The sequence below is a fragment of the Enterobacter sp. KB-280D8 genome (genome assembly GCF_041399405.1).
In the GTDB taxonomy this organism is placed as follows: domain Bacteria; phylum Pseudomonadota; class Gammaproteobacteria; order Enterobacterales; family Enterobacteriaceae; genus Enterobacter; species Enterobacter cloacae_N.
In genome coordinates this window covers 92,418-110,684 of record NZ_JBGKEC010000005.1, presented here as the reverse complement: position 1 = coordinate 110,684, position 18,267 = coordinate 92,418, and the positions used below count along the sequence as shown (strand labels likewise).

Below are 18,267 nucleotides of genomic sequence, written 5' to 3'. Positions count from 1 at the left end.
TCAGGCAAACATCGGCAGCATCAGGTACAGCTTGATCACCAGCGCGTTAACGATATCAATGAAGAATGCGCCAACCATCGGGACCACCAGAAACGCCATATGCGATGGCCCGAACCGTTCGGTGATCGCCTGCATGTTGGCGATAGCCGTTGGGGTTGCCCCCAGACCAAACCCGCAGTGACCCGCCGCCAGCACCGCCGCATCGTAGTTTTTGCCCATCATGCGCCAGGTCACGAACATGGCGTACAGCGCCATAAACAGCGCCTGCACCGCCAGAATCGCCACCATCGGCAGCGCCAGCGAGGCCAGTTCCCACAGCTTGAGGCTCATCAGCGCCATCGCCAGGAACAGCGACAGGCAGACGTTGCCGAGCACCGATACCGCCCGTTCAAACACGCGGTAGAAGCCCATCAGCGCCAGACCGTTGCTCAGGATCACCCCGATAAACAGCACGCAGACAAAGGTCGGCAGCTCAAACGCGGTACCCGCCAGCCATTGCGCAACCACTTTGCCCACGGTCAGGCAGATGGCAATCATCGCGATAGTTTCAATCATCACCAGTGAGGTGATGCTGCGTCCAACGTCCGGCTTTTCGAACGCGGTCGGCACCATTTCATCGTCAGGTCTGCCGTTCGGCGTGGTGGAGTGCTTCACCAGATAACGCGCCACCGGGCCACCAATCAGGCCACCCAGCACCAGGCCAAAGGTCGCGCAGGCCATCGCCACTTCCGTTGCGTTTTCAAACCCGTAGCGTTCGATGAACAGCTTGCTCCACGCGGCGCCGGTGCCGTGGCCGCCCGAAAGGGTAATCGACCCCGCCAGCAGACCCATCAGCGGATCCAGCCCCAGCAGCGTCGCCATACCGATGCCAATGGCGTTTTGCATCAGCAGCAGCCCCACCACCACAATCAGGAATACGCCGAGCACCTTACCGCCCGAGCGCAGGCTCGCCAGGTTGGCGTTCAGGCCGATAGTGGCAAAGAAGGCCAGCATCAGCGGGTCTTTCAGGGACATATCAAAATCAATTTCCCAGCCCATGCTTTTTTTCAGTATCAGCAGGGCCAGCGCCACCAGCAGACCGCCGGCGACGGGTTCAGGGATAGTGTACTTTTTCAGAAAGGAAACGCTATGTACCAGCTTACGGCCAAGCAGTAAGACCAGCGTTGCGGCAACAAGGGTCGACAACGTATCGAGATGAATCATAAAAGGCTCCTGTTTTGCGCGTGTTCCATACACACGCGGCGTTATCCTGGGCCGGTTTGCGCTCTTCATGAGCCCCCGGCGCAAAAAGTGTAATTTTTTTTCCCGATGCGTTGTAGAAAACCTGCTCACAGCAGCAGATTTTCTTCCCTTTTTTTGCTGGCAATCGTTTGCTTTTACCAGGTGGTCAGATAAAATGCCCGCTTTTCCACCGTGGGATTGCCGCCGATGTCCGTTAACACCATAGAGTCGCCTGATGCGCAACCGATTGCGCAGAAGCATAATAGCGAACTGATTTACCGCCTTGAAGACCGCCCGCCGCTTCCACAGACGCTTTTCGCCGCCTGCCAGCATCTTCTGGCGATGTTTGTTGCCGTGATCACTCCGGCGCTGCTGATCTGCCAGGCACTTGGCTTACCGGCGCAGGATACGCAGCACATCATCAGTATGTCTCTGTTCGCTTCCGGCGTGGCCTCCATTATTCAAATTAAAGCGTGGGGTCCGGTGGGCTCTGGATTATTGTCGATTCAGGGCACCAGCTTTAACTTCGTGGCACCGTTGATCATGGGCGGTACGGCGCTGAAAACCGGCGGTGCGGATGTCCCAACCATGATGGCGGCGCTGTTCGGCACCCTGATGCTGGCCAGCTGCACGGAGATGGTCATCTCCCGCGTGCTGCATCTGGCTCGCCGCGTCATTACCCCGCTGGTCTCCGGCGTGGTGGTGATGATTATCGGCCTGTCGCTGATCCAGGTGGGCCTCACCTCCATCGGCGGCGGCTATTCCGCAATGAGCGATCACACCTTCGGCGCGCCGAAAAACCTGTTGCTGGCGGGCGTAGTGCTGGCAATCATTATTCTGCTTAACCGTCAGCGTAACCCTTACCTGCGCGTCGCCTCGCTGGTGATCGCCATGGCGGCGGGCTATTTGCTGGCGTGGGCGCTGGGCATGCTGCCGGAAAACACCGCGCCGACCAACAGCGCGCTGATCACCGTACCCACGCCGCTGTACTACGGACTGGGCATTGACTGGGGCCTGCTCCTGCCGCTGATGCTGGTCTTTATGATCACCTCTCTGGAGACCATCGGCGATATCACCGCCACCTCCGACGTCTCCGAGCAGCCGGTGTCCGGCCCGCTGTACATGAAGCGTCTGAAAGGCGGCGTGCTGGCGAACGGCCTGAACTCGTTTGTCTCTGCGGTATTCAACACCTTCCCGAACTCCTGCTTCGGCCAGAACAACGGCGTGATCCAGCTGACCGGCGTGGCCAGCCGCTACGTTGGTTTTGTGGTGGCGCTCATGCTAATCGTCCTCGGCCTGTTCCCGGCGGTGAGCGGCTTTGTGCAGCACATTCCTGAGCCGGTGCTCGGCGGCGCAACGCTAGTGATGTTCGGGACTATCGCGGCCTCCGGCGTGCGTATCGTCTCCCGCGAGCCGCTGAACCGCCGCGCGATCATGATTATCGCGCTGTCGCTGGCCGTTGGCCTAGGCGTTTCCCAGCAGCCGCTGATCCTGCAGTTTGCCCCGGACTGGGTGAAAAACCTGCTCTCTTCCGGCATTGCCGCGGGCGGTATCACCGCTATCGTGCTGAACCTCGTTTTCCCGCCTGAGAAGAACTGATCTCCCTCACGGCAGGCAGTCAATGCCTGCCGTGACATCTAATTACACCATTCCCGCCTTGAGCATTGCGTATAAATCGTGCATAACTCCCTTATGTTCGTTTTGCGGGATGGAAGACCATGAAATTTATTGGAAAGCTACTCGTCTATCTTCTGATAGCCCTGCTTATTGTGCTGCTGGCGTTCTATATTTTGCTCCAGACCCGCTGGGGCGCGGCTCAGGTCAGCAGCTGGATTACGGTGAATACCGACTACGAACTCAGTTTCGATAAAATGAATCACCGCTTTTCGTCGCCTTCCCACATCATTCTGGAAAACGTCACCTTTGGGCGGGATGGTAAACCTGCCACATTAGTTGCCAAAAAAGTCGATATTGGCCTGAGCAGCCGTCAGATCACCGATCCGCTGCACATGGGCACCATCACCCTGTTCGACGGTACGCTGAATCTCTCGCCTCAAACAGCACCGCTGCCCTTCCAGGCCGATCGTCTGCAGCTGAACAACATGGCCTTTAACAGCCCGAATACTGAATGGGACCTGAGCGCGCAAAAGGTCACGGGCGGCGTCAGCCCATGGCAGCCGGAAGCCGGCAACGTGCTGGGGAATAACGCGCAGATCCAGATGAGCGCGGGCTCGCTGACCCTGAACGGCGTACCGGCCACCAACGTGCTGATCGAGGGGCAGCTGAACGGCAAGGAGGTGGTGCTGAAAACGATTGGTGCCGACATGGCCCGCGGTTCGCTCACCGGCTCCGCCCTGCGCAACGCCGACGGGAGCTGGATTATCGACACGATGCGCCTGAACGAGATCCGCCTGCAGAGCGACAAAACGCTGACGGCGTTCTTCGCACCGCTGGCCACCATTCCCTCTTTACAGATTGGCCGTCTGGACGTGACCGACGCCAGGCTTCAGGGTCCGGACTGGGCGGTGACCGATCTCGACTTAAGCCTGCGCAACCTGACTCTCAGCAAAGGCGACTGGCAGAGCCAGGAAGGCCGCCTGTCCATGAATGCCAGCGAGTTTATCTACGGCTCGCTGCACCTTTTCGACCCGATCCTGAATGCGGAGTTTTCCCCGCAGGGCATGGCGCTGCGCCAGTTCACCTCCCGCTGGGAAGGCGGCATGGTGCGCACGTCCGGTAACTGGCTGCGCGACGGCAAAGCGCTGGTGCTGGACGATGTCGCCATCGCCGGGCTGGAGTACACCCTGCCGCAGAACTGGAAAACGCTGTGGATGGATCCGCTGCCGGAATGGCTGCACAGCGTCACGCTGCAAAAATTCGGCCTGAGCCGCAACCTGGTGATCGACATCGATCCCGCCTTCCCGTGGCAGATCACCTCTCTGGACGGCTATGGCGCAAACCTGCAGCTGGTGAAAGATCGCCAGTGGGGCGTCTGGGGCGGCAGCGCAACATTGAATGGCGCGGCGGCAACCTTTAACCGCGTCGACGTACGCCGTCCGTCGCTGGCGCTGAATGCCAACGCCGCCACGGTGAACATTACCGACCTGAGCGCGTTTACCGAGAAAGGCATTCTGGAAGCCACGGCGACGGTCTCACAGCTGCCACAGCGGCAGACCACGGTGAGCCTGAACGGGCGCGGCGTGCCGCTCAACGTGCTGCAGCAGTGGGGCTGGCCTGCGCTGCCGATTACGGGCGACGGCAATATTCAGATGACCGCCAGCGGCAGCGTGCAGGCAAATGCCCCGCTGAAGCCAACGGTGAACGGCAAGCTGAACGCGGTGAATATGGATAAACAGCAGGTGCAGCAGACGATGACGGGCGGTGTGGTGTCGACACCACCCTCACCCCAGCCCTCTCCCTGAAAGGGAGAGGGAGCAAACCCTTCCCTCGCCCCTTTGGGGAGAGGGTTAGGGTGAGGGGAATTAAAGGTGAACCACCACCACTTCCCCCTCCGCTTTCACCACCACACCCCACTCGCTGCCCGCGTGTGAACCACCTTCTACGCCGCTCACCTTCTGCACGTTGCGCAAGCACACCGACCAGTTTTGCGCGTCTCCCGCGCCGGTAAAGGTCACAATGTCTCCCCGACGTGACACCTTCAGCGTAAACGCCACTGAACCGTCCGCCGCAGGCACCTCGCTTACCGCCGTTGCGCCATCGTCCAGGTTAAACAGCTGGAAAGCCGTTCCCTCATTCCACGCGTAGTCCGGCTTCTGGTTGTTGTTACCCAGCGCCAGCAGGGTATTGTCGCGCACGTAGACCGGCAGGCTCATGAAATCGTGCTGCTGCTTATGCCAGCGGCTGCCCTGAAGTTCGTCGTTGTGCCACAGGTGCGTCCAGCGGCCTTCTGGCAGGTAGAACTGCACGTCCCCCGTCTCAGAGAACACCGGCGCGACCATCACTGAATCCCCCAGCATGTACTGACGGTCAAGGTAATCGCACGCCGGATCGTCCGGGAACTCCAGCATCATCGCCCGCAGCATCGGCGTGCCGAACTCACGCGCCAGCGCCGCCTGGCGATACAGATACGGCATCAGCTGACACTTCAACTGGGTGAAGTGGCGCACCACGTCGCAGGACTCGTCATCGTACGACCACGGCACGCGGTAGGATTTGCTGCCATGCAGACGGCTGTGGCTGGAGAACAGCCCGAACGCGCACCAGCGCTTGTAGACGTGCGCCGGGGCAGTGTTTTCGAACCCGCCGATATCGTGGCTCCAGAACCCGAAGCCGGACAGGCCAATCGACAGCCCGCCGCGCAGGCTTTCAGCCATCGATTCGTAGTTAGCGTAGCAGTCGCCGCCCCAGTGTACCGGGAACTGCTGCGCACCCACGGACGCCGAACGGGCAAACAGCACCGCCTCTTCTTCTCCCACCGTCTCTTTCAGCACGTTCCACACCAGCTCGTTATAGATGTAGGCATAGTGGTTGTGCATCTTCTGCGGATCGGACCCGTCGAACCACTGCACGTCCGTCGGGATACGCTCGCCGAAGTCGGTCTTGAAGCAGTCGACGCCGATCTCCACCAGGCCTTTCAGCTTGTCGGCATACCACCGACACGCGTCCGGGTTGGTGAAGTCGTAGATCGCCAGCCCCGGCTGCCATTTGTCCCACTGCCACAGGGAGCCGTCCGGGCGCCTGAGCAGGTAGCCCTTCTCTTTCAGCTCCCGGAAGATCGGGGATTTCTGGCCGATGTACGGGTTAATCCACACGCAGACCTTCAGCCCTTTCTCTTTCAGGCGTCGGATCATCCCTTCCGGATCCGGGAAGGTCACCGGGTCCCACTCGAAGTCGCACCACTGGAAGGCCTTCATCCAGAAGCAGTCGAAGTGGAAGACGTGCAGCGGCAGGTCGCGCTCGGCCATGCCGTCGATAAAGCTGTTTACCGTCGCTTCGTCGTAGTTGGTGGTGAATGAGGTGGTGAGCCACAGGCCGAACGACCACGCAGGCGGCAGCGCCGGACGCCCGGTAAACTGCGTATAGCGGTTCAGCACCTCTTTCGGCGTCGGGCCGTCGATCACGAAGTACTCGAGATATTCCCCTTCCACGCTGAACTGCACTTTGGAGACCTTCTCGGAGCCGACTTCAAACGAGACGTTTTCCGGATGATTCACCAGCACGCCGTAGCCGCGGTTGGTCAGGTAGAACGGGATATTTTTGTAGGACTGCTCGGTGCTGGTGCCGCCGTCACGGTTCCAGGTTTCGACCGTCTGGCCGTTGCGCACCAGCGCGGTAAAGCGCTCGCCCAGACCGTAGACCGTTTCCCCCACGCCCAGATCCAGACGTTCGAACACGTAATTGCATTCGGTATTGCTGTCCTGCACGTAGCCGTTGTTTTTCAGCTGGCTGCCGGTAATGCGCTGGCCGTTGCGCAGGAAATCCAGCGCCCAGAACTCGCCTTTGGTGACGCGCACGCTGACGCTTCCGCTTTTCAGCTCGGCAAAATCGGCGTTGTTTTCAATCTCTACCTTCACGTCTTTCAGAACGTTCAGCGGGTAGTGCGGGCCATTATTCAGCGCGCCCTGGAAGTGCTCGATGCGCACCCCGACAATCCCTTCCTCCGGGGAAAACAGACGCACCGTGAACATCAACGTGTCGAGCTGCCAGGTGCGTTCACGCACGTCGCGCGGCGCAACAAACACCACCAGGTCATTGCCCTGCTGCTCCACGTCGAACACCTGCACCGGATACGTCACGTTCAGGCCCGGTTGAATAAGCCAGTTTCCATCACTGATTTTCATGCTCTCGTCCTCTTAGTTCTGCAATTCTTTGCTGACCGGCAGGTTTTCAAACTCCTGCTGATTGCGGCGCGCGCCCTGCGCCAGCTCGCCCAGGATTTTGGTCAGGAAAGGGGTTTTCAGCGTGTAATAGCGTTTGGCGATGATGGCGCTCAGCACGTAGCAGACCGCCGGGGCCAGGGTAAACAGGCCGATAATGATGCTGATGGTCGCGCTGTTCTGGGTTTTGGCCGCCGCGTCGTAGCCGCCGCCTGCCAGCATCCAGCCGATCATCGCCCCGCCCAGCGCCAGGCCGAGCTTCAGCACGAACAGCGTGCCCGCAAAGCTGATGCCGGTCAGGCGCTTGCCGTTGGTCCATTCGCCGTAGTCGACGGTATCGGACATCATCACCCACTGAATCGGCGTCACCAGCTGGTGCAGCACGCCGATGACGAAGATGAAGCCGAACATCAGCACGGTGGCGTGCATCGGGACGAAGAACATCGCCACGCTGACCACCGCCAGCGCGGCGTTGGTCCACCAGAAGATGCTGACCTTGCATTTCCAGTCGGTGAGCGGTTTCGCCAGCGCGGAGCCGATCAGGTTGCCGACGCAGTAGGTGGTGAGGAACGCGACGAACACCTCCGGCGAGCCCATGATCCAGGTGCAGTAGTACATCATCGCGCCGCCGCGCACGCAGACGGCGAGTATGTTGAGGATGGTGAGCACGCCAACGATGCGCCACTGGTCGTTTTGCCAGATGTCGCGCAGGTCTTCCCGCATGGAAGTAGTGCTCGGCGGCACCTGAATGCGCTCTTTGGTGGTGAAGAAGCAGAACGCCAGCATCAGGAAAGCGACAACCGACAGCACGGCAATCCCACCCTGGAAGCCAAACGCCTTATCGTCGCCGCCAATGAGGTTCACCAGCGGCATCATCAGCACCGTGGAGAGCATGCCGCCCGCGGTCGCCAGCACGAAGCGCCAGGACTGAAGGGAGATACGCTGCGTCGGGTCGTTGGTGATCACGCCGCCCAGCGCGCAGTAGGGGATGTTGACCACGGTATAGAGCAGGGTCAGCAGCGTGTAAGTCACGGCGGCGTAGACCATTTTACCGTTGAGGCTAAGGTCCGGCGTGGTATAGGCCAGCACGCAGACGATACCGAACGGGATGGCACCGAACAAAATCCACGGACGGAACTTGCCCCAGCGACTGCGGGTGCGGTCGGCAATCAGCCCCATGCACGGGTCGGAGATCGCATCCAGCGCGCGGGCCAGCAGGAACATGGTGCCGACAAACCCGGCGGGAATGCCGAAAATATCGGTGTAGAAAAACATCATGTACAACATGACGTTATCAAAAATGATGTGGCTGGCGGCGTCTCCCATGCCGTAGCCAATCTTCTCTTTTACTGACAATACTTCGCTCATCTTTTTTATCCTTCACGCTGTAGGGGGCGCTGAGACCGGTTGCATTGGTTTTAAACCATTGTTTCAAAGGCGGGTATTGCGTTTTCTGGTTAGCAAATTACGTTTCTTGTTTTTTGTGATCGCGGTAAATGTTGGCAGCACGAAAGGCTAACCTGAGGATTTTCTTAAGAATTAACTGAAACAGAGGTGTACAGGTCAAAAGAGAGGTGAAAAAAGTGTGTGGGGGTATGTGGTAAATGCCTGAAAGTAGCTATAATGCGCCCCGCCTCCATGTAGCAATGCAGGCGCGGAAGATCGTCATCTCCGGTGAGGTGGCTGGACTTCAAATCCAGTTGGGGACGCCAGCGTTCCCGGGCAGGTTCGACTCCTGTGATCTTCCGCCAAAATCCTATGATTTCTCTCCAAAGACTAAACAAAACATCTCCGTTATCTATCTCTCGCATATTTTACTTAAAAATGCTAAATTTATTAAAATTAAATATTGGGGATAATAGCATGAGTACTGGAGATATAGTCGCGTATATTGGTGCCGCAGCCTGGCTACCTCAAATAATTAATTTATTTTATAAATACATAACCAAACCAAAGTTGAAGTTTTACTATAACAATACCCTAGAGATAAGCTATACTTCTTTTGGTCCTATTTTTAATTTAAGGATGAATCTCCTTTCTAATAAAAAACCATTATTAATCGAGGATCTTTCAATTGAAATAAAACATATGGATGGTGATATTCATAGTTTGAAATGGGTCGGGATTACTGAAATCCAAAACGAAATTAGTGATGACAGTGGTAATAAACAATATATCACAAAAGATTATCCTGCGATTGCAATAAATCTTTTCCAAGATCTATTGACAGAAAAATTTATAAAATTTCAAGAACCTAAATATCATGAACAAGATTCATTACTACAAAATGAATTACTTTCTCATATAAACTATCTTAAAAGTAAATCATCAGTAGACTTTATTAAAAAACTGAAAGAATCGCAACAATATCATAATCTGATTACCTCACGAGAAAACTTTATTTGGTGGAAAGCGGGTGAATACTCTGTAACTATAAAAGCAAAATCCTCCGATAACTTCATATTAGAAAATAATACATTCACATTTAAACTAAGCCAAACAGATATTGATTTATTGAAATTCAACATCCCTTGTATCTCGACATTTATTGACTGCCAAATAACTCAATCTGATGTCATTAGGAATATAAAATGGAATTGGGTTAATCCAAAAGTTATAAGATGATTTAAAAAAGAGGTACAGTATAAAGTTCTGTGCCTCTCATTTAGTTTCATTCAAGTAATTTTTATTATTGTTTTTTTTTAGCTCTTCTCTACCAAGGTTTTTCAACCAATTCCCCAAACTCATCCCCGCCTCCTTCGCCGCAGCCTCAAACTGCGCCTTCAATTCCTGCGTAATACGTATCTGAAAAGTCGGTGCTTTTCCGGATTTTGACTGATTAGGGTCACGTTTAGCTGTTGCCATGTACGTACCTAGAAGAGCAAGATATCTTCATTGAGATACGTACCTTAACATACGACAACCTCAGATTGAAACGCCCTCGCCAGATACTCGCAATACCGGACGAGAGCTAACCTCACCAACTATCAAGGAGTTGATTATGGCTGATTCGCATTCAGCCCCAGACACCGACCAATCCGGAACCGAGCGTTCGTTAATTGTGGGAAACCGCCCGAGTGTTTTCGACAAATCCACGCCGAAAATCGCCCTTTCCGGCAAGTGGCTGCGCGCGGCGGTTTTTGATTCCGGACAGAAGGTCACGGTAAAGGCGATGAAAGGGTGCATCGTTCTGGTGGCGTATAACGAGCAGGAACAGAGGTTGCAGGATGATTATAAACGCACGAAAGCAAAGCTCATTGAGATAGAAGATGCGCTTGCAGCGATTCAAACTCAGCGTCCTGGAAAGCGCCCCGCAAAATCAAATACAAGCCACCTGGCTTAGCGACTGTTTCTGGCATACAACCCGCCAGGCGCGTTAGACGATGTAGATGGGAGAGGACATGCAGAGAAAGTCGCAACCCAATCTCCCTGTTCGAACCATCAATTAGCATCTCATAAATAGAATTTCTGATGGCGAAATTGATCAGCATTCAACTATCCGGAAATTCCGGATAGTTTGCCAGGAAAGGAGACATCAGATTTCCAGTGAGCGATCGCTACAATCTCAAAGCAACACTCGTAGTTACGCTCAGCTCGTGGCACCCAGTTTCGCCTTTATCGGCCATACGGCTATTAAACTAATATACAACCGATCTAACGCCCTAATTCTCACGCTCATACAATATCTAAATTGATAGCCAACAATTATTCACGACAAATATTACTCGAAGGTTTATATCCCTGTATTTTTTATTAAAGATTAAGTATTGCGATATGCATCACAGCAGAACGCAAATATTAATAGGAACTTGTGCCTCTGTTTACTGTTAAAGAGTGCAATATGTATTATAGTGACTCATTAATAACATCAATAGATGCACATAAAATATTGGCTTTAAAATTAGAACACGCCTTAACAGGCGTAAAAAATGAAGTATTAAAGCAAGCGCAACTGTTAGATGATGGGGCAACGCGATTAAGCTATCAGCTTTCGTGCTTTACTGAAAATTACCAGGATGTATGTTTACGATTACGCAAAGAAGACTCAAGATTTTTGACAGGCATCGTCCAGCTAATAAAACACAGAGACGTTATCTATAAGATGTTCTATATTTATATTAAAAGCTTACTAGGCAACAAGAGTGAAAAAAGAATACATAGCATACAACGAAATCTTATGAATTTGGGTGTATCAATTTCATCATCAATGCTCTCCAGCCAAGCTTTTATATATTCGGCAACTATTGCAATTTGTACTAGTGTTCATACCAACATTTGGATGAAGGAAAAGATCACATCGTTTTCTACTTATGCCGTTCTTGGTTTAAAAGTTTATGGTGTCGTTGAGCAGGCATCCAGAAGCGCCAACCATCTAAAAAATTATAATGCTTATTATTATAATCTACTCTATCAGGAAGAACTTGAAATGATGTTTTTCTTGATTGAGCCCATAATAATGAGGTCCCCCATACTTAACCAAGCTTATGCTTCAGACAACGACATTGCATATGCGATTTCAAGGATGATAAAGGGATGATCAAAACTATTAAAGACTGGTTAAAAGGCCAACTCATATTCTTCCTGAGAGGCGCCATTCCCCTTTTATTCGTCATAATATTTGCACTATTTGCCGTAACCTGGCTGCCCGAAAAAATCGCAATGAATGCAATATGGTCAATTGTAGTTATTGTAGGTCTCTATATCCTTTTACGTAAAAAAAGATAATTACTATTTAACAGGAGTAAATTATGTCGATTCCCGCTCATCTGTGGTTGTTTGATGAAAATGGTTCGCCTATAGTGGGTCCATCCTTACTGCCAGCGAGATTAGGATCGTTTGAAATCCGTTCAGTTATCCATCAGGTATGGATCCCTGAGAGCTCGAATACGGGTCGTTTGACAGGCACGAGAGTTCATTCCCCCTTAAACTTGCATAAGGAATTTGATGCTGCAACGCCTGTTTTGTATCGTGCTATGTGTGAAGGAAGAACATTCCAAAAAGCAGTTTTGAAAATGTATAGAATTATTGATCAGGGTGTTGAGAGTGAGTATTTCAATATGATAATGGAGAACGTTAAGATCACCTCTATATCACCCCTGTTGCATCCCACCGGCTTGACGAGCACGCATCTCGAAGATATTCAACTCCGGTACGAGAAGATTACATGGAAGCATTGCGATGGGAACATTCTCTACACTGACGAATGGAATAACCGTGCTACGTATTAGGATATCTAAAATGAAAGTACTGTTAATTTTGGCTGCTCTTCTATTCCTGGTTCAAAATACATCAGTAGCCCAAATGTCCGGCTTCGCAGCCAGGTTTTATCAGGATGACGTAACAACGCCGGAAGAACCCACAGAAGTGCCCCTCTACCCCACTATTACCATCGGTAAGAAACCGTGCAAATGGAGGTTACTCACCTGTCAGATATCACCAGCACACCAGTCAACAAAGACAGTTCCGCTCGCTGGGTCTGCCTTCATGACGACGATGGCACGAATTACTGGTTCATTTCTGATAACGAAATGGGTGCAGGATTGTTAACTGCGCTAGTCATAGCCAGGGATGGCATTCATAAAGAGTGTGCTAAAACAACGGAACCTGTCAGCGTCTCCGTCGCAAATGTTCCATTATTAAATGCGACGCATGGGAATTTAGTCGCATCGTTCGGCGAGAAAGAGATCGCCAAAAAGAAAGCGATGATTTTTTATCAGGAGACACCAGTTCAGAATGGATTCATCCAGAGCAATACGGTCTCTTATTACTTCGATAGCGAAAAAGTGCGTGGCGTAATCATCGGGCAAATTACCAGTAACTAGCTTGCAGACTCCCTCTTCAGAGGGAGAGGGCGTTAAACCTGCCCGCCCAACCGCATATGCAGCAACGGAAACGGATTCCCCTGCCCGTCCACTTCAGAGCGTCCGACCTGCTCAAACCCCATATGGCGATAAAACGCGACGCCCTGCGGGTTCTGCTCATTTACGTCCACCTCGTTCGCGCCAAACTCTTCGATGGCGTGTTGCAGCAGCAATTTCCCGACGCCCTTTCCCCGGCTCGCGTCATCCACAAACAGCATTTCAATGCGGTTTTCATCCACGCCTAAAAAACCGTGAATAACGCCTGCGTCATCGCGAGCGATCACAACCTTGAGGTTAGGCAGGTAGGCGTTGAGCAATAGCGGGCGCAGCGCCGCAATATCGCTTTCCTGTAAAAAGTGATGGGTGGCACGGACGGAGGATTCCCAGATCGCGACCAGACGTTCGAAGTGTGAGGGGAGTGCGGTTTCTATTTTCATTGGGGGATCATGATTGGAAAACCGAGCTATTTCAAGCCACGCTTTGCGGTCTGTTCCACCCTCACCCTAACCCTCTCCCTCAGGGAGAGGGAACAGATCGAGCTAAACCTTAATCTCCATCACCGCGTACACCCCATCCTTCGGCACAACCACGGTGACGTTTTCCACCGGCACGCCCGCCGCGAGGTGAATATCCTGCAGCTGCTGTAACGATCTCGGGTAAATATCTTCCCAGCCGATACCCCGCAGCACAAAGTCAATTTGCGGGCTGCTGGTGAGCATGTTCGACACAATCACCGCGCCGCCGGGTTTGACCAGCCGCAGGGCGCGCTGGAGAAAAATCACCGCATCGGTATCGTTGAAGTATTCGAAGATCCCCAGCGCGTCGACCAGTTCGGCCTGGTGCTCGCCCAGCTCCAGCAGCAGGTCCTCGTTACGCACCAGCGTATGGAGCAGGTTGCGCCTGAGCAGTGTCAGCTGTTCGCCCACCACAATGCCTTCCTGCGCCGCCATAGTTTCGGCCCAGCTGAGCGCCACCGGGTCTTTGTCTACCAGCGTGAGATAGACCTGCTGGCCGTCGAGCTTTGCTTCACGCAGCGCCTCCAGTACCGGGATGGCGGCGCCGCTCGCGAGGCTGACCCAGTTGTTCTCGCTTTCATTATGAATGTACTTATCCACCAGCGCGGCCAGCACCCGGGCGCGGGAACGCACGCCGATGGCATCGTTGGCGTGGATAAACCACTGGCGGCTGTCGCTGTCCATTTTTGTGCCGTCGGGCAGGCGGTCCTCCAGTGGGTTTTGCACCACAAACAGCGCCAGCGCAGAGGGCACCAGCCGGGTGCGCCACGCGGCGAGCGCCGGACGGTTGCGGAAGGCCTGTTCGGAATAGCGGTTCTGAGGAACCAGCACGGCCTGCCCCCCTTCGTCGTATTCCACCCTCGGTGCCCGGAGCGCCGGTTCGGCTTTCAGGGCGCGGTCAAGGGAGGCGATCTCACGGGCAGCATCGTCTTTCATCGGCCACTGGTCGCTGACGTCGGGAAAGGACGCGCTGAAAATGGTCATATTTTCCGGTGCATCGCCGCGAAAAGGCTGCCAGTTCATGTTGTCGTCCCTCCGTTAGGCTTTTAACGGAAGTCTATCCAGGCGAGCCAGTAATACCCTACGAAGAAAGCACGAAATAGGTGCATCAGTTCTGCGAGGTGCGCCATACCCCCGGCGTACAGCCGTACTCGGTCTGAAAATGACGAATAAAGTGGGCGCAGTCGCTAAACCGCATCCGCCGCGCAATATCCGTGACGCTTTGCTGAGAGTTCTTCAGCAGCCAGCAGGCATAGCGCAGCCTGGCGCTGCGAATAAATTCCCGCGCCGTTTTGCCAAACTCGGCGTGAAACAGGCGGTTGAGCTGACGTTCGCTCAGCTTGACGTCCTGAGCGAGCCTGGCGGCGTTCAGCGGGTGAGTCAGATACTGTTCGATGATCATCACCGCCCTGCGCAGCCGTGAATCAGGGATCATGGCGATATTGGCAGGCCGCGGCGTGGCGGCGTCATGCGGAAGAAGAGACAGACGCCGGGAGGTTATGGCCGCAATGTCGTCTCCCCCGTGGGCGCGGAGCAGCGACGTTACCAGGGTGAGCGTTGAGATCCCACCCGGGCAGGTCAACACATCACCTTCGTCAATAAAATCGAGGCCTTGCTCAGCATAAACCTGCGGGAACCGCTGCGTGAAAACGCCATGATGATGAGGATGAATCGAGGCGCGGCGCTCGTTCAGTAAGCCTTCCTCCGCCAGAATAAAGCTGCCGGTACCAATACCGATCAGAGGAACGTTGTTGTGATGAGCATCCGTGAGGAACGCTCTGTCGCCACGGTGCCCCAGGTGAAGGTGCTCCAGGCCTCCACCAATTACCGCAATGTAGTCGAAGTCACCGGGCGGCGCATGGGCGGCCTCGGGCCGCACGCTGATCCCTGAGCTGCTTACTACCGGTAAGTCGGGATAAATGCTCATCAGGCTGAGTTTAAAACGTATTTTCTGGCTACGCTTCTGGACGCTGGATGCAATACGTAACGCCTCTATTAATCCTGAATAAGCGAAAAGCGAGAAATGTGGCCACAGGAGTAGACCCATATGCAGGGATTTATTCCGTGCAGGCGTCATTCTGACGCTATCATCAATTAAATTTTTCATTAACTTGCCGAAGAATAATAATTACATTATCGCAACATTATTGTTGCTGTTATATTTTCCTAAGATAGGTTCTGGCTGTTAAATCAAGCATAAATGATGCCCGCAAAAACTTAAAAAGATTTATCCCTGTCGCTATCCGTTTTTTGACGTGTGGCACACATAGGTCGGCAGCGTTCCCAGAATAAATAAATAATTCTCATTCTGCTGTTTCTTAATGCGCATATAAATATTCTTATTCGGATAGATAAAAAATAAGGGCTCGTACTTCTCCAGCCAGCTGTCGCTGATGTTGTCGTCCGGAAATTTCATATTGCGTATGGACGTCAGATTATAGACGCTGTCTTTGCGCTCAATCTGAAAGAACACTTTGCGATTCAGGGTCTTCGTTAGGTCGCTTTTCACATGCCCATTCATACTGAGTATTCCGCTGTTACCCTCCACGGTGTAATTCAGCCACAGAGAGAGCGTCTCATCACGGTGATGCTGAATAAAATTCGCCTGACAGGAAAAGGGCTGGATGTAATGGCGATGCCAGAGGTAATACGCCGCCACGACAGCCCCCATCAACAGGCACAGGCAGAGCGCGACAAGCGTTTGACGGTAGCGAACCATACTATCGATCCTCTATAAAATAATCAGACATACAGCGGTTGGGTTCCGTCATTGGCCTGTCACAGCGAATGATCGACGCGCGAGGCAGCAGGATGTATCCGCTGACGTACACCCAGGGATAGTTCGCGCACTGGTCCTTAAACGGGGTGGCATAGGCCAGGGCTTTATCCCTGTCACGCTGCGTTTCAATATCGCGAGAAAAATAGAGCTGGCATTCGCCCATCTTCATCGCGAAGCGGTACCCGTCGACGAAATAGCTGTCATGCAGCAGGTTATGGCTGATAACGCTCACGCCAGCCAGCATCAGCAATAGCACCAGCGCGCACGGCAGCCAGAAGCGGCGTGTCGAGACCGTCGGGACGACGGTCTCTTCGCAGACATCCGGAGCAGAGCATTCTTCCTCTTCAGCCTGCGGCTGCGTCTCTTTAATGGTGATTTGCGTATCGCTTGCGAGCGTCAGTCCAATGCGCGGGATAGTGACAATTGGATCGGTTTCGAAACCCACCTTCTTCAGACCTTTACGCAGAATAGAAATGTTCTGGTAATAGGTATTAGGCGAAACCAGCATCCCCCGGCGCTGCCAGACAATATCCATGCACTCCTGTTGAGTCACAATACTTCCGACTCTCTCAATTAATAACAACAAACAGCGGCCCGCCGGGGAATTTAATACCACCACCCGGTCAGGATTGTTGAGATCGCGTAATGTGCTGGCGGCTGGGTGAAACTCTACCAGGCCATTAATAATGTAATGCTTATGCATAAAATGGGCTAAATACCTCCGGTCAACGCTTGTTGCTCCAGTAGATTCCCTTCACGGTTAACCTGCGTATCCCTCGCCTGTGTAAAGATTAATGTGACGGATTAACGCGCAACTGTATATCCTGGCGCCTGGCGAAAAATCTTATTTTTCCTTTCTCTTTATCTGACCGTCTGAAGTTTTCTTAACCGCCATTTAAAGCCGTCTTGACACTGACAAAACTCGACAAAGGCGCCCGTTGAACGCTTTAGCCATCGCTGTCTGAATTATTCAGCGCGCTTAATTTGTTTTTTTAAACAAAAAGCAGAAAGGACGCGCGCTGCCAGCGGGTTTCGAAATTAAGTCTAATTCGAAAGACGTCGTTTTTATTAACGATTTCGGCACAAAACTGTTAGCCACCGTCAGTAACAACCCGCCTCGCGTGACGTCACCAGACCATTTCCTTACAAAACATTTATTAAAGCTAACTTTTCAATAAAAACTACCGGTATGATTGTTTACAGGCAGATAAGCAAAAAGCCGGTTCAGCGAGGAGAATTGACGCTACACCTAAACTGAACTTAAAACAAATTAAGATTAATTCAGATTACCTCTTTTACGCCCTGAGTATAGTGGGCTCATACCGTGCAATGCTTAATTGCTTCGAAAATACAGACATCGCTCTGCCAGACAGACGAGTCTCATTACAATTATAAATCGAGGGAATGACATGGCGAATAAACTCAACAACACACGTCATTTAAATATCGCGCTATTGGGTGGGGATCACTTTGCGCGCCAGGGGATCGCTGCGTTATTAAAAAATATTGCCCCGGCTATGCAGATTACAGCATCGTTCGATAATTACGCGGAGATCGAAACGATACTCGCGGCCGTGCCGGTAGACGTGATTTTTTTATCCGGCATGGAGAAATATCACGCGGGATATGACTGCCTGAAATATATCAGGAAGATGAAAGCCCTCTATCCCGGCGTGCTTATTTGCATGTATTCCGCACCGGCAAATTCATGGCTGTGGATTCGCGGTGAAATAGACGCCTATATCTCGCTGCAGGACCCGCTTTATCACTGGCGAGCCAGCGTATTAAAACTGGTCGATAGCCGTTATCGCCCACTAAAAAAACCCACGGCGTTATCGCTGACGCCGGGCGAATGGAGGGTATTGAAGGAACTGCGAAAGGGTCTGGATATGCGTTACATCGCCGAAACAGAGCAGCTTTCTTACCGTCGTGTCAGCGCGTTAAAAAGCTCAGCGATAAGAAAACTCGGGCTCAGGAACAAGACAGATTTGCTGGTCTTTTTAACCAGTTAGACCTGCTGCTTTCAGAGCAAATCTCGACATAACACCATAATG

Annotated in this window: 17 protein-coding genes and 1 tRNA gene; 9 read left to right on the top strand and 9 right to left on the bottom strand. The window is 52.9% G+C overall.

Annotated elements, in window-relative coordinates:
* Window positions 1–1,203 (bottom strand): sodium/glutamate symporter, encoded by a 1,203-nt coding sequence (gene gltS / locus AB8818_RS15840; RefSeq protein ID WP_116342955.1) that lies wholly within the window; start codon window positions 1,201–1,203, stop codon window positions 1–3.
* 225 nt (window positions 1,204–1,428) lie between these two features.
* On the opposite strand from gltS, the gene AB8818_RS15835 reads away from it, so the two are divergent.
* Window positions 1,429–2,820 carry an NCS2 family protein gene (locus tag AB8818_RS15835; protein ID WP_163330019.1) on the top strand — a complete coding sequence of 464 codons (1,392 nt, stop codon included), beginning with the start codon at window positions 1,429–1,431 and terminating at the stop codon, window positions 2,818–2,820.
* Between the two features lie 119 nt (window positions 2,821–2,939).
* Window positions 2,940–4,643 carry an AsmA family protein gene (locus AB8818_RS15830; protein ID WP_163330018.1) on the top strand — a complete coding sequence of 568 codons (1,704 nt, stop codon included), beginning with the start codon at window positions 2,940–2,942 and terminating at the stop codon, window positions 4,641–4,643.
* A gap of 60 nt (window positions 4,644–4,703) precedes the next feature.
* Here AB8818_RS15830 and yicI read toward each other — a convergent pair whose 3' ends face one another.
* Together yicI and AB8818_RS15820 are read right to left on the bottom strand one after the other, a co-directional pair.
* Window positions 4,704–7,022 (bottom strand): alpha-xylosidase, encoded by a 2,319-nt coding sequence (yicI, locus tag AB8818_RS15825; RefSeq protein ID WP_192984127.1) that lies wholly within the window; start codon window positions 7,020–7,022, stop codon window positions 4,704–4,706.
* Window positions 7,023–7,034: 12 nt separating this feature from the next.
* Window positions 7,035–8,426 carry a glycoside-pentoside-hexuronide family transporter gene (locus AB8818_RS15820; protein WP_006812442.1) on the bottom strand — a complete coding sequence of 464 codons (1,392 nt, stop codon included), beginning with the start codon at window positions 8,424–8,426 and terminating at the stop codon, window positions 7,035–7,037.
* Between the two features lie 288 nt (window positions 8,427–8,714).
* On the opposite strand from AB8818_RS15820, the gene AB8818_RS15815 reads away from it, so the two are divergent.
* Together AB8818_RS15815 and AB8818_RS15810 are read left to right on the top strand one after the other, a co-directional pair.
* A tRNA-Sec gene (locus tag AB8818_RS15815) sits at window positions 8,715–8,809 on the top strand.
* A gap of 112 nt (window positions 8,810–8,921) precedes the next feature.
* A complete protein-coding gene (locus AB8818_RS15810; RefSeq protein WP_243865722.1) occupies window positions 8,922–9,683 on the top strand; it encodes a hypothetical protein in 762 nt (253 codons plus the stop codon).
* 36 nt (window positions 9,684–9,719) lie between these two features.
* Here the strand turns inward: AB8818_RS15810 and AB8818_RS15805 are convergent, their stop codons facing one another.
* Entirely contained in the window at window positions 9,720–9,923 is a 204-nt protein-coding gene (locus tag AB8818_RS15805) for a toxin-antitoxin system HicB family antitoxin (protein ID WP_163330015.1), read from the bottom strand.
* 136 nt (window positions 9,924–10,059) lie between these two features.
* Here AB8818_RS15805 and AB8818_RS15800 point away from each other — a divergent pair, with 136 nt between their 5' ends.
* From AB8818_RS15800 to AB8818_RS15785, 4 genes are all read left to right on the top strand, one after another.
* Window positions 10,060–10,401 carry a SymE family type I addiction module toxin gene (locus AB8818_RS15800; RefSeq protein WP_192984130.1) on the top strand — a complete coding sequence of 114 codons (342 nt, stop codon included), beginning with the start codon at window positions 10,060–10,062 and terminating at the stop codon, window positions 10,399–10,401.
* Window positions 10,402–10,899: 498 nt separating this feature from the next.
* Window positions 10,900–11,595: a hypothetical protein gene (locus AB8818_RS15795; protein WP_192984133.1), complete on the top strand. Its 696-nt coding sequence runs from the start codon at window positions 10,900–10,902 to the stop codon at window positions 11,593–11,595.
* A gap of 211 nt (window positions 11,596–11,806) precedes the next feature.
* Complete coding sequence (locus AB8818_RS15790) at window positions 11,807–12,286, top strand: type VI secretion system tube protein Hcp (protein ID WP_192984136.1); 480 nt, start codon at window positions 11,807–11,809, stop codon at window positions 12,284–12,286.
* A gap of 180 nt (window positions 12,287–12,466) precedes the next feature.
* Window positions 12,467–12,880 carry a hypothetical protein gene (locus tag AB8818_RS15785; RefSeq protein ID WP_226857647.1) on the top strand — a complete coding sequence of 138 codons (414 nt, stop codon included), beginning with the start codon at window positions 12,467–12,469 and terminating at the stop codon, window positions 12,878–12,880.
* 32 nt (window positions 12,881–12,912) lie between these two features.
* On the opposite strand, the gene AB8818_RS15780 is transcribed toward AB8818_RS15785, so the two are convergent.
* The 5 genes from AB8818_RS15780 to AB8818_RS15760 form a co-directional block, all read right to left on the bottom strand.
* On the bottom strand, window positions 12,913–13,356 hold the full coding sequence (locus AB8818_RS15780; protein WP_166709639.1) for an acetyltransferase: 444 nt from the start codon (window positions 13,354–13,356) through the stop codon (window positions 12,913–12,915).
* 102 nt (window positions 13,357–13,458) lie between these two features.
* Window positions 13,459–14,457 (bottom strand): class I SAM-dependent methyltransferase, encoded by a 999-nt coding sequence (locus AB8818_RS15775; RefSeq protein WP_163330010.1) that lies wholly within the window; start codon window positions 14,455–14,457, stop codon window positions 13,459–13,461.
* Between the two features lie 85 nt (window positions 14,458–14,542).
* Window positions 14,543–15,481, bottom strand: a complete 939-nt coding sequence (locus AB8818_RS15770; RefSeq protein WP_192984139.1) for a GlxA family transcriptional regulator — start codon at window positions 15,479–15,481, stop codon at window positions 14,543–14,545.
* A 192-nt stretch (window positions 15,482–15,673) separates the two neighbouring features.
* Window positions 15,674–16,153 carry a hypothetical protein gene (locus AB8818_RS15765; RefSeq protein ID WP_163330008.1) on the bottom strand — a complete coding sequence of 160 codons (480 nt, stop codon included), beginning with the start codon at window positions 16,151–16,153 and terminating at the stop codon, window positions 15,674–15,676.
* 1 nt (window position 16,154) lies between these two features.
* Window positions 16,155–16,916 (bottom strand): winged helix-turn-helix domain-containing protein, encoded by a 762-nt coding sequence (locus AB8818_RS15760; protein ID WP_163330007.1) that lies wholly within the window; start codon window positions 16,914–16,916, stop codon window positions 16,155–16,157.
* A gap of 706 nt (window positions 16,917–17,622) precedes the next feature.
* Between AB8818_RS15760 and AB8818_RS15755 the strand changes: the two genes are divergently transcribed.
* Window positions 17,623–18,225: a LuxR C-terminal-related transcriptional regulator gene (locus AB8818_RS15755; protein WP_163330006.1), complete on the top strand. Its 603-nt coding sequence runs from the start codon at window positions 17,623–17,625 to the stop codon at window positions 18,223–18,225.
* Window positions 18,226–18,267: the final 42 nt, after the last annotated feature.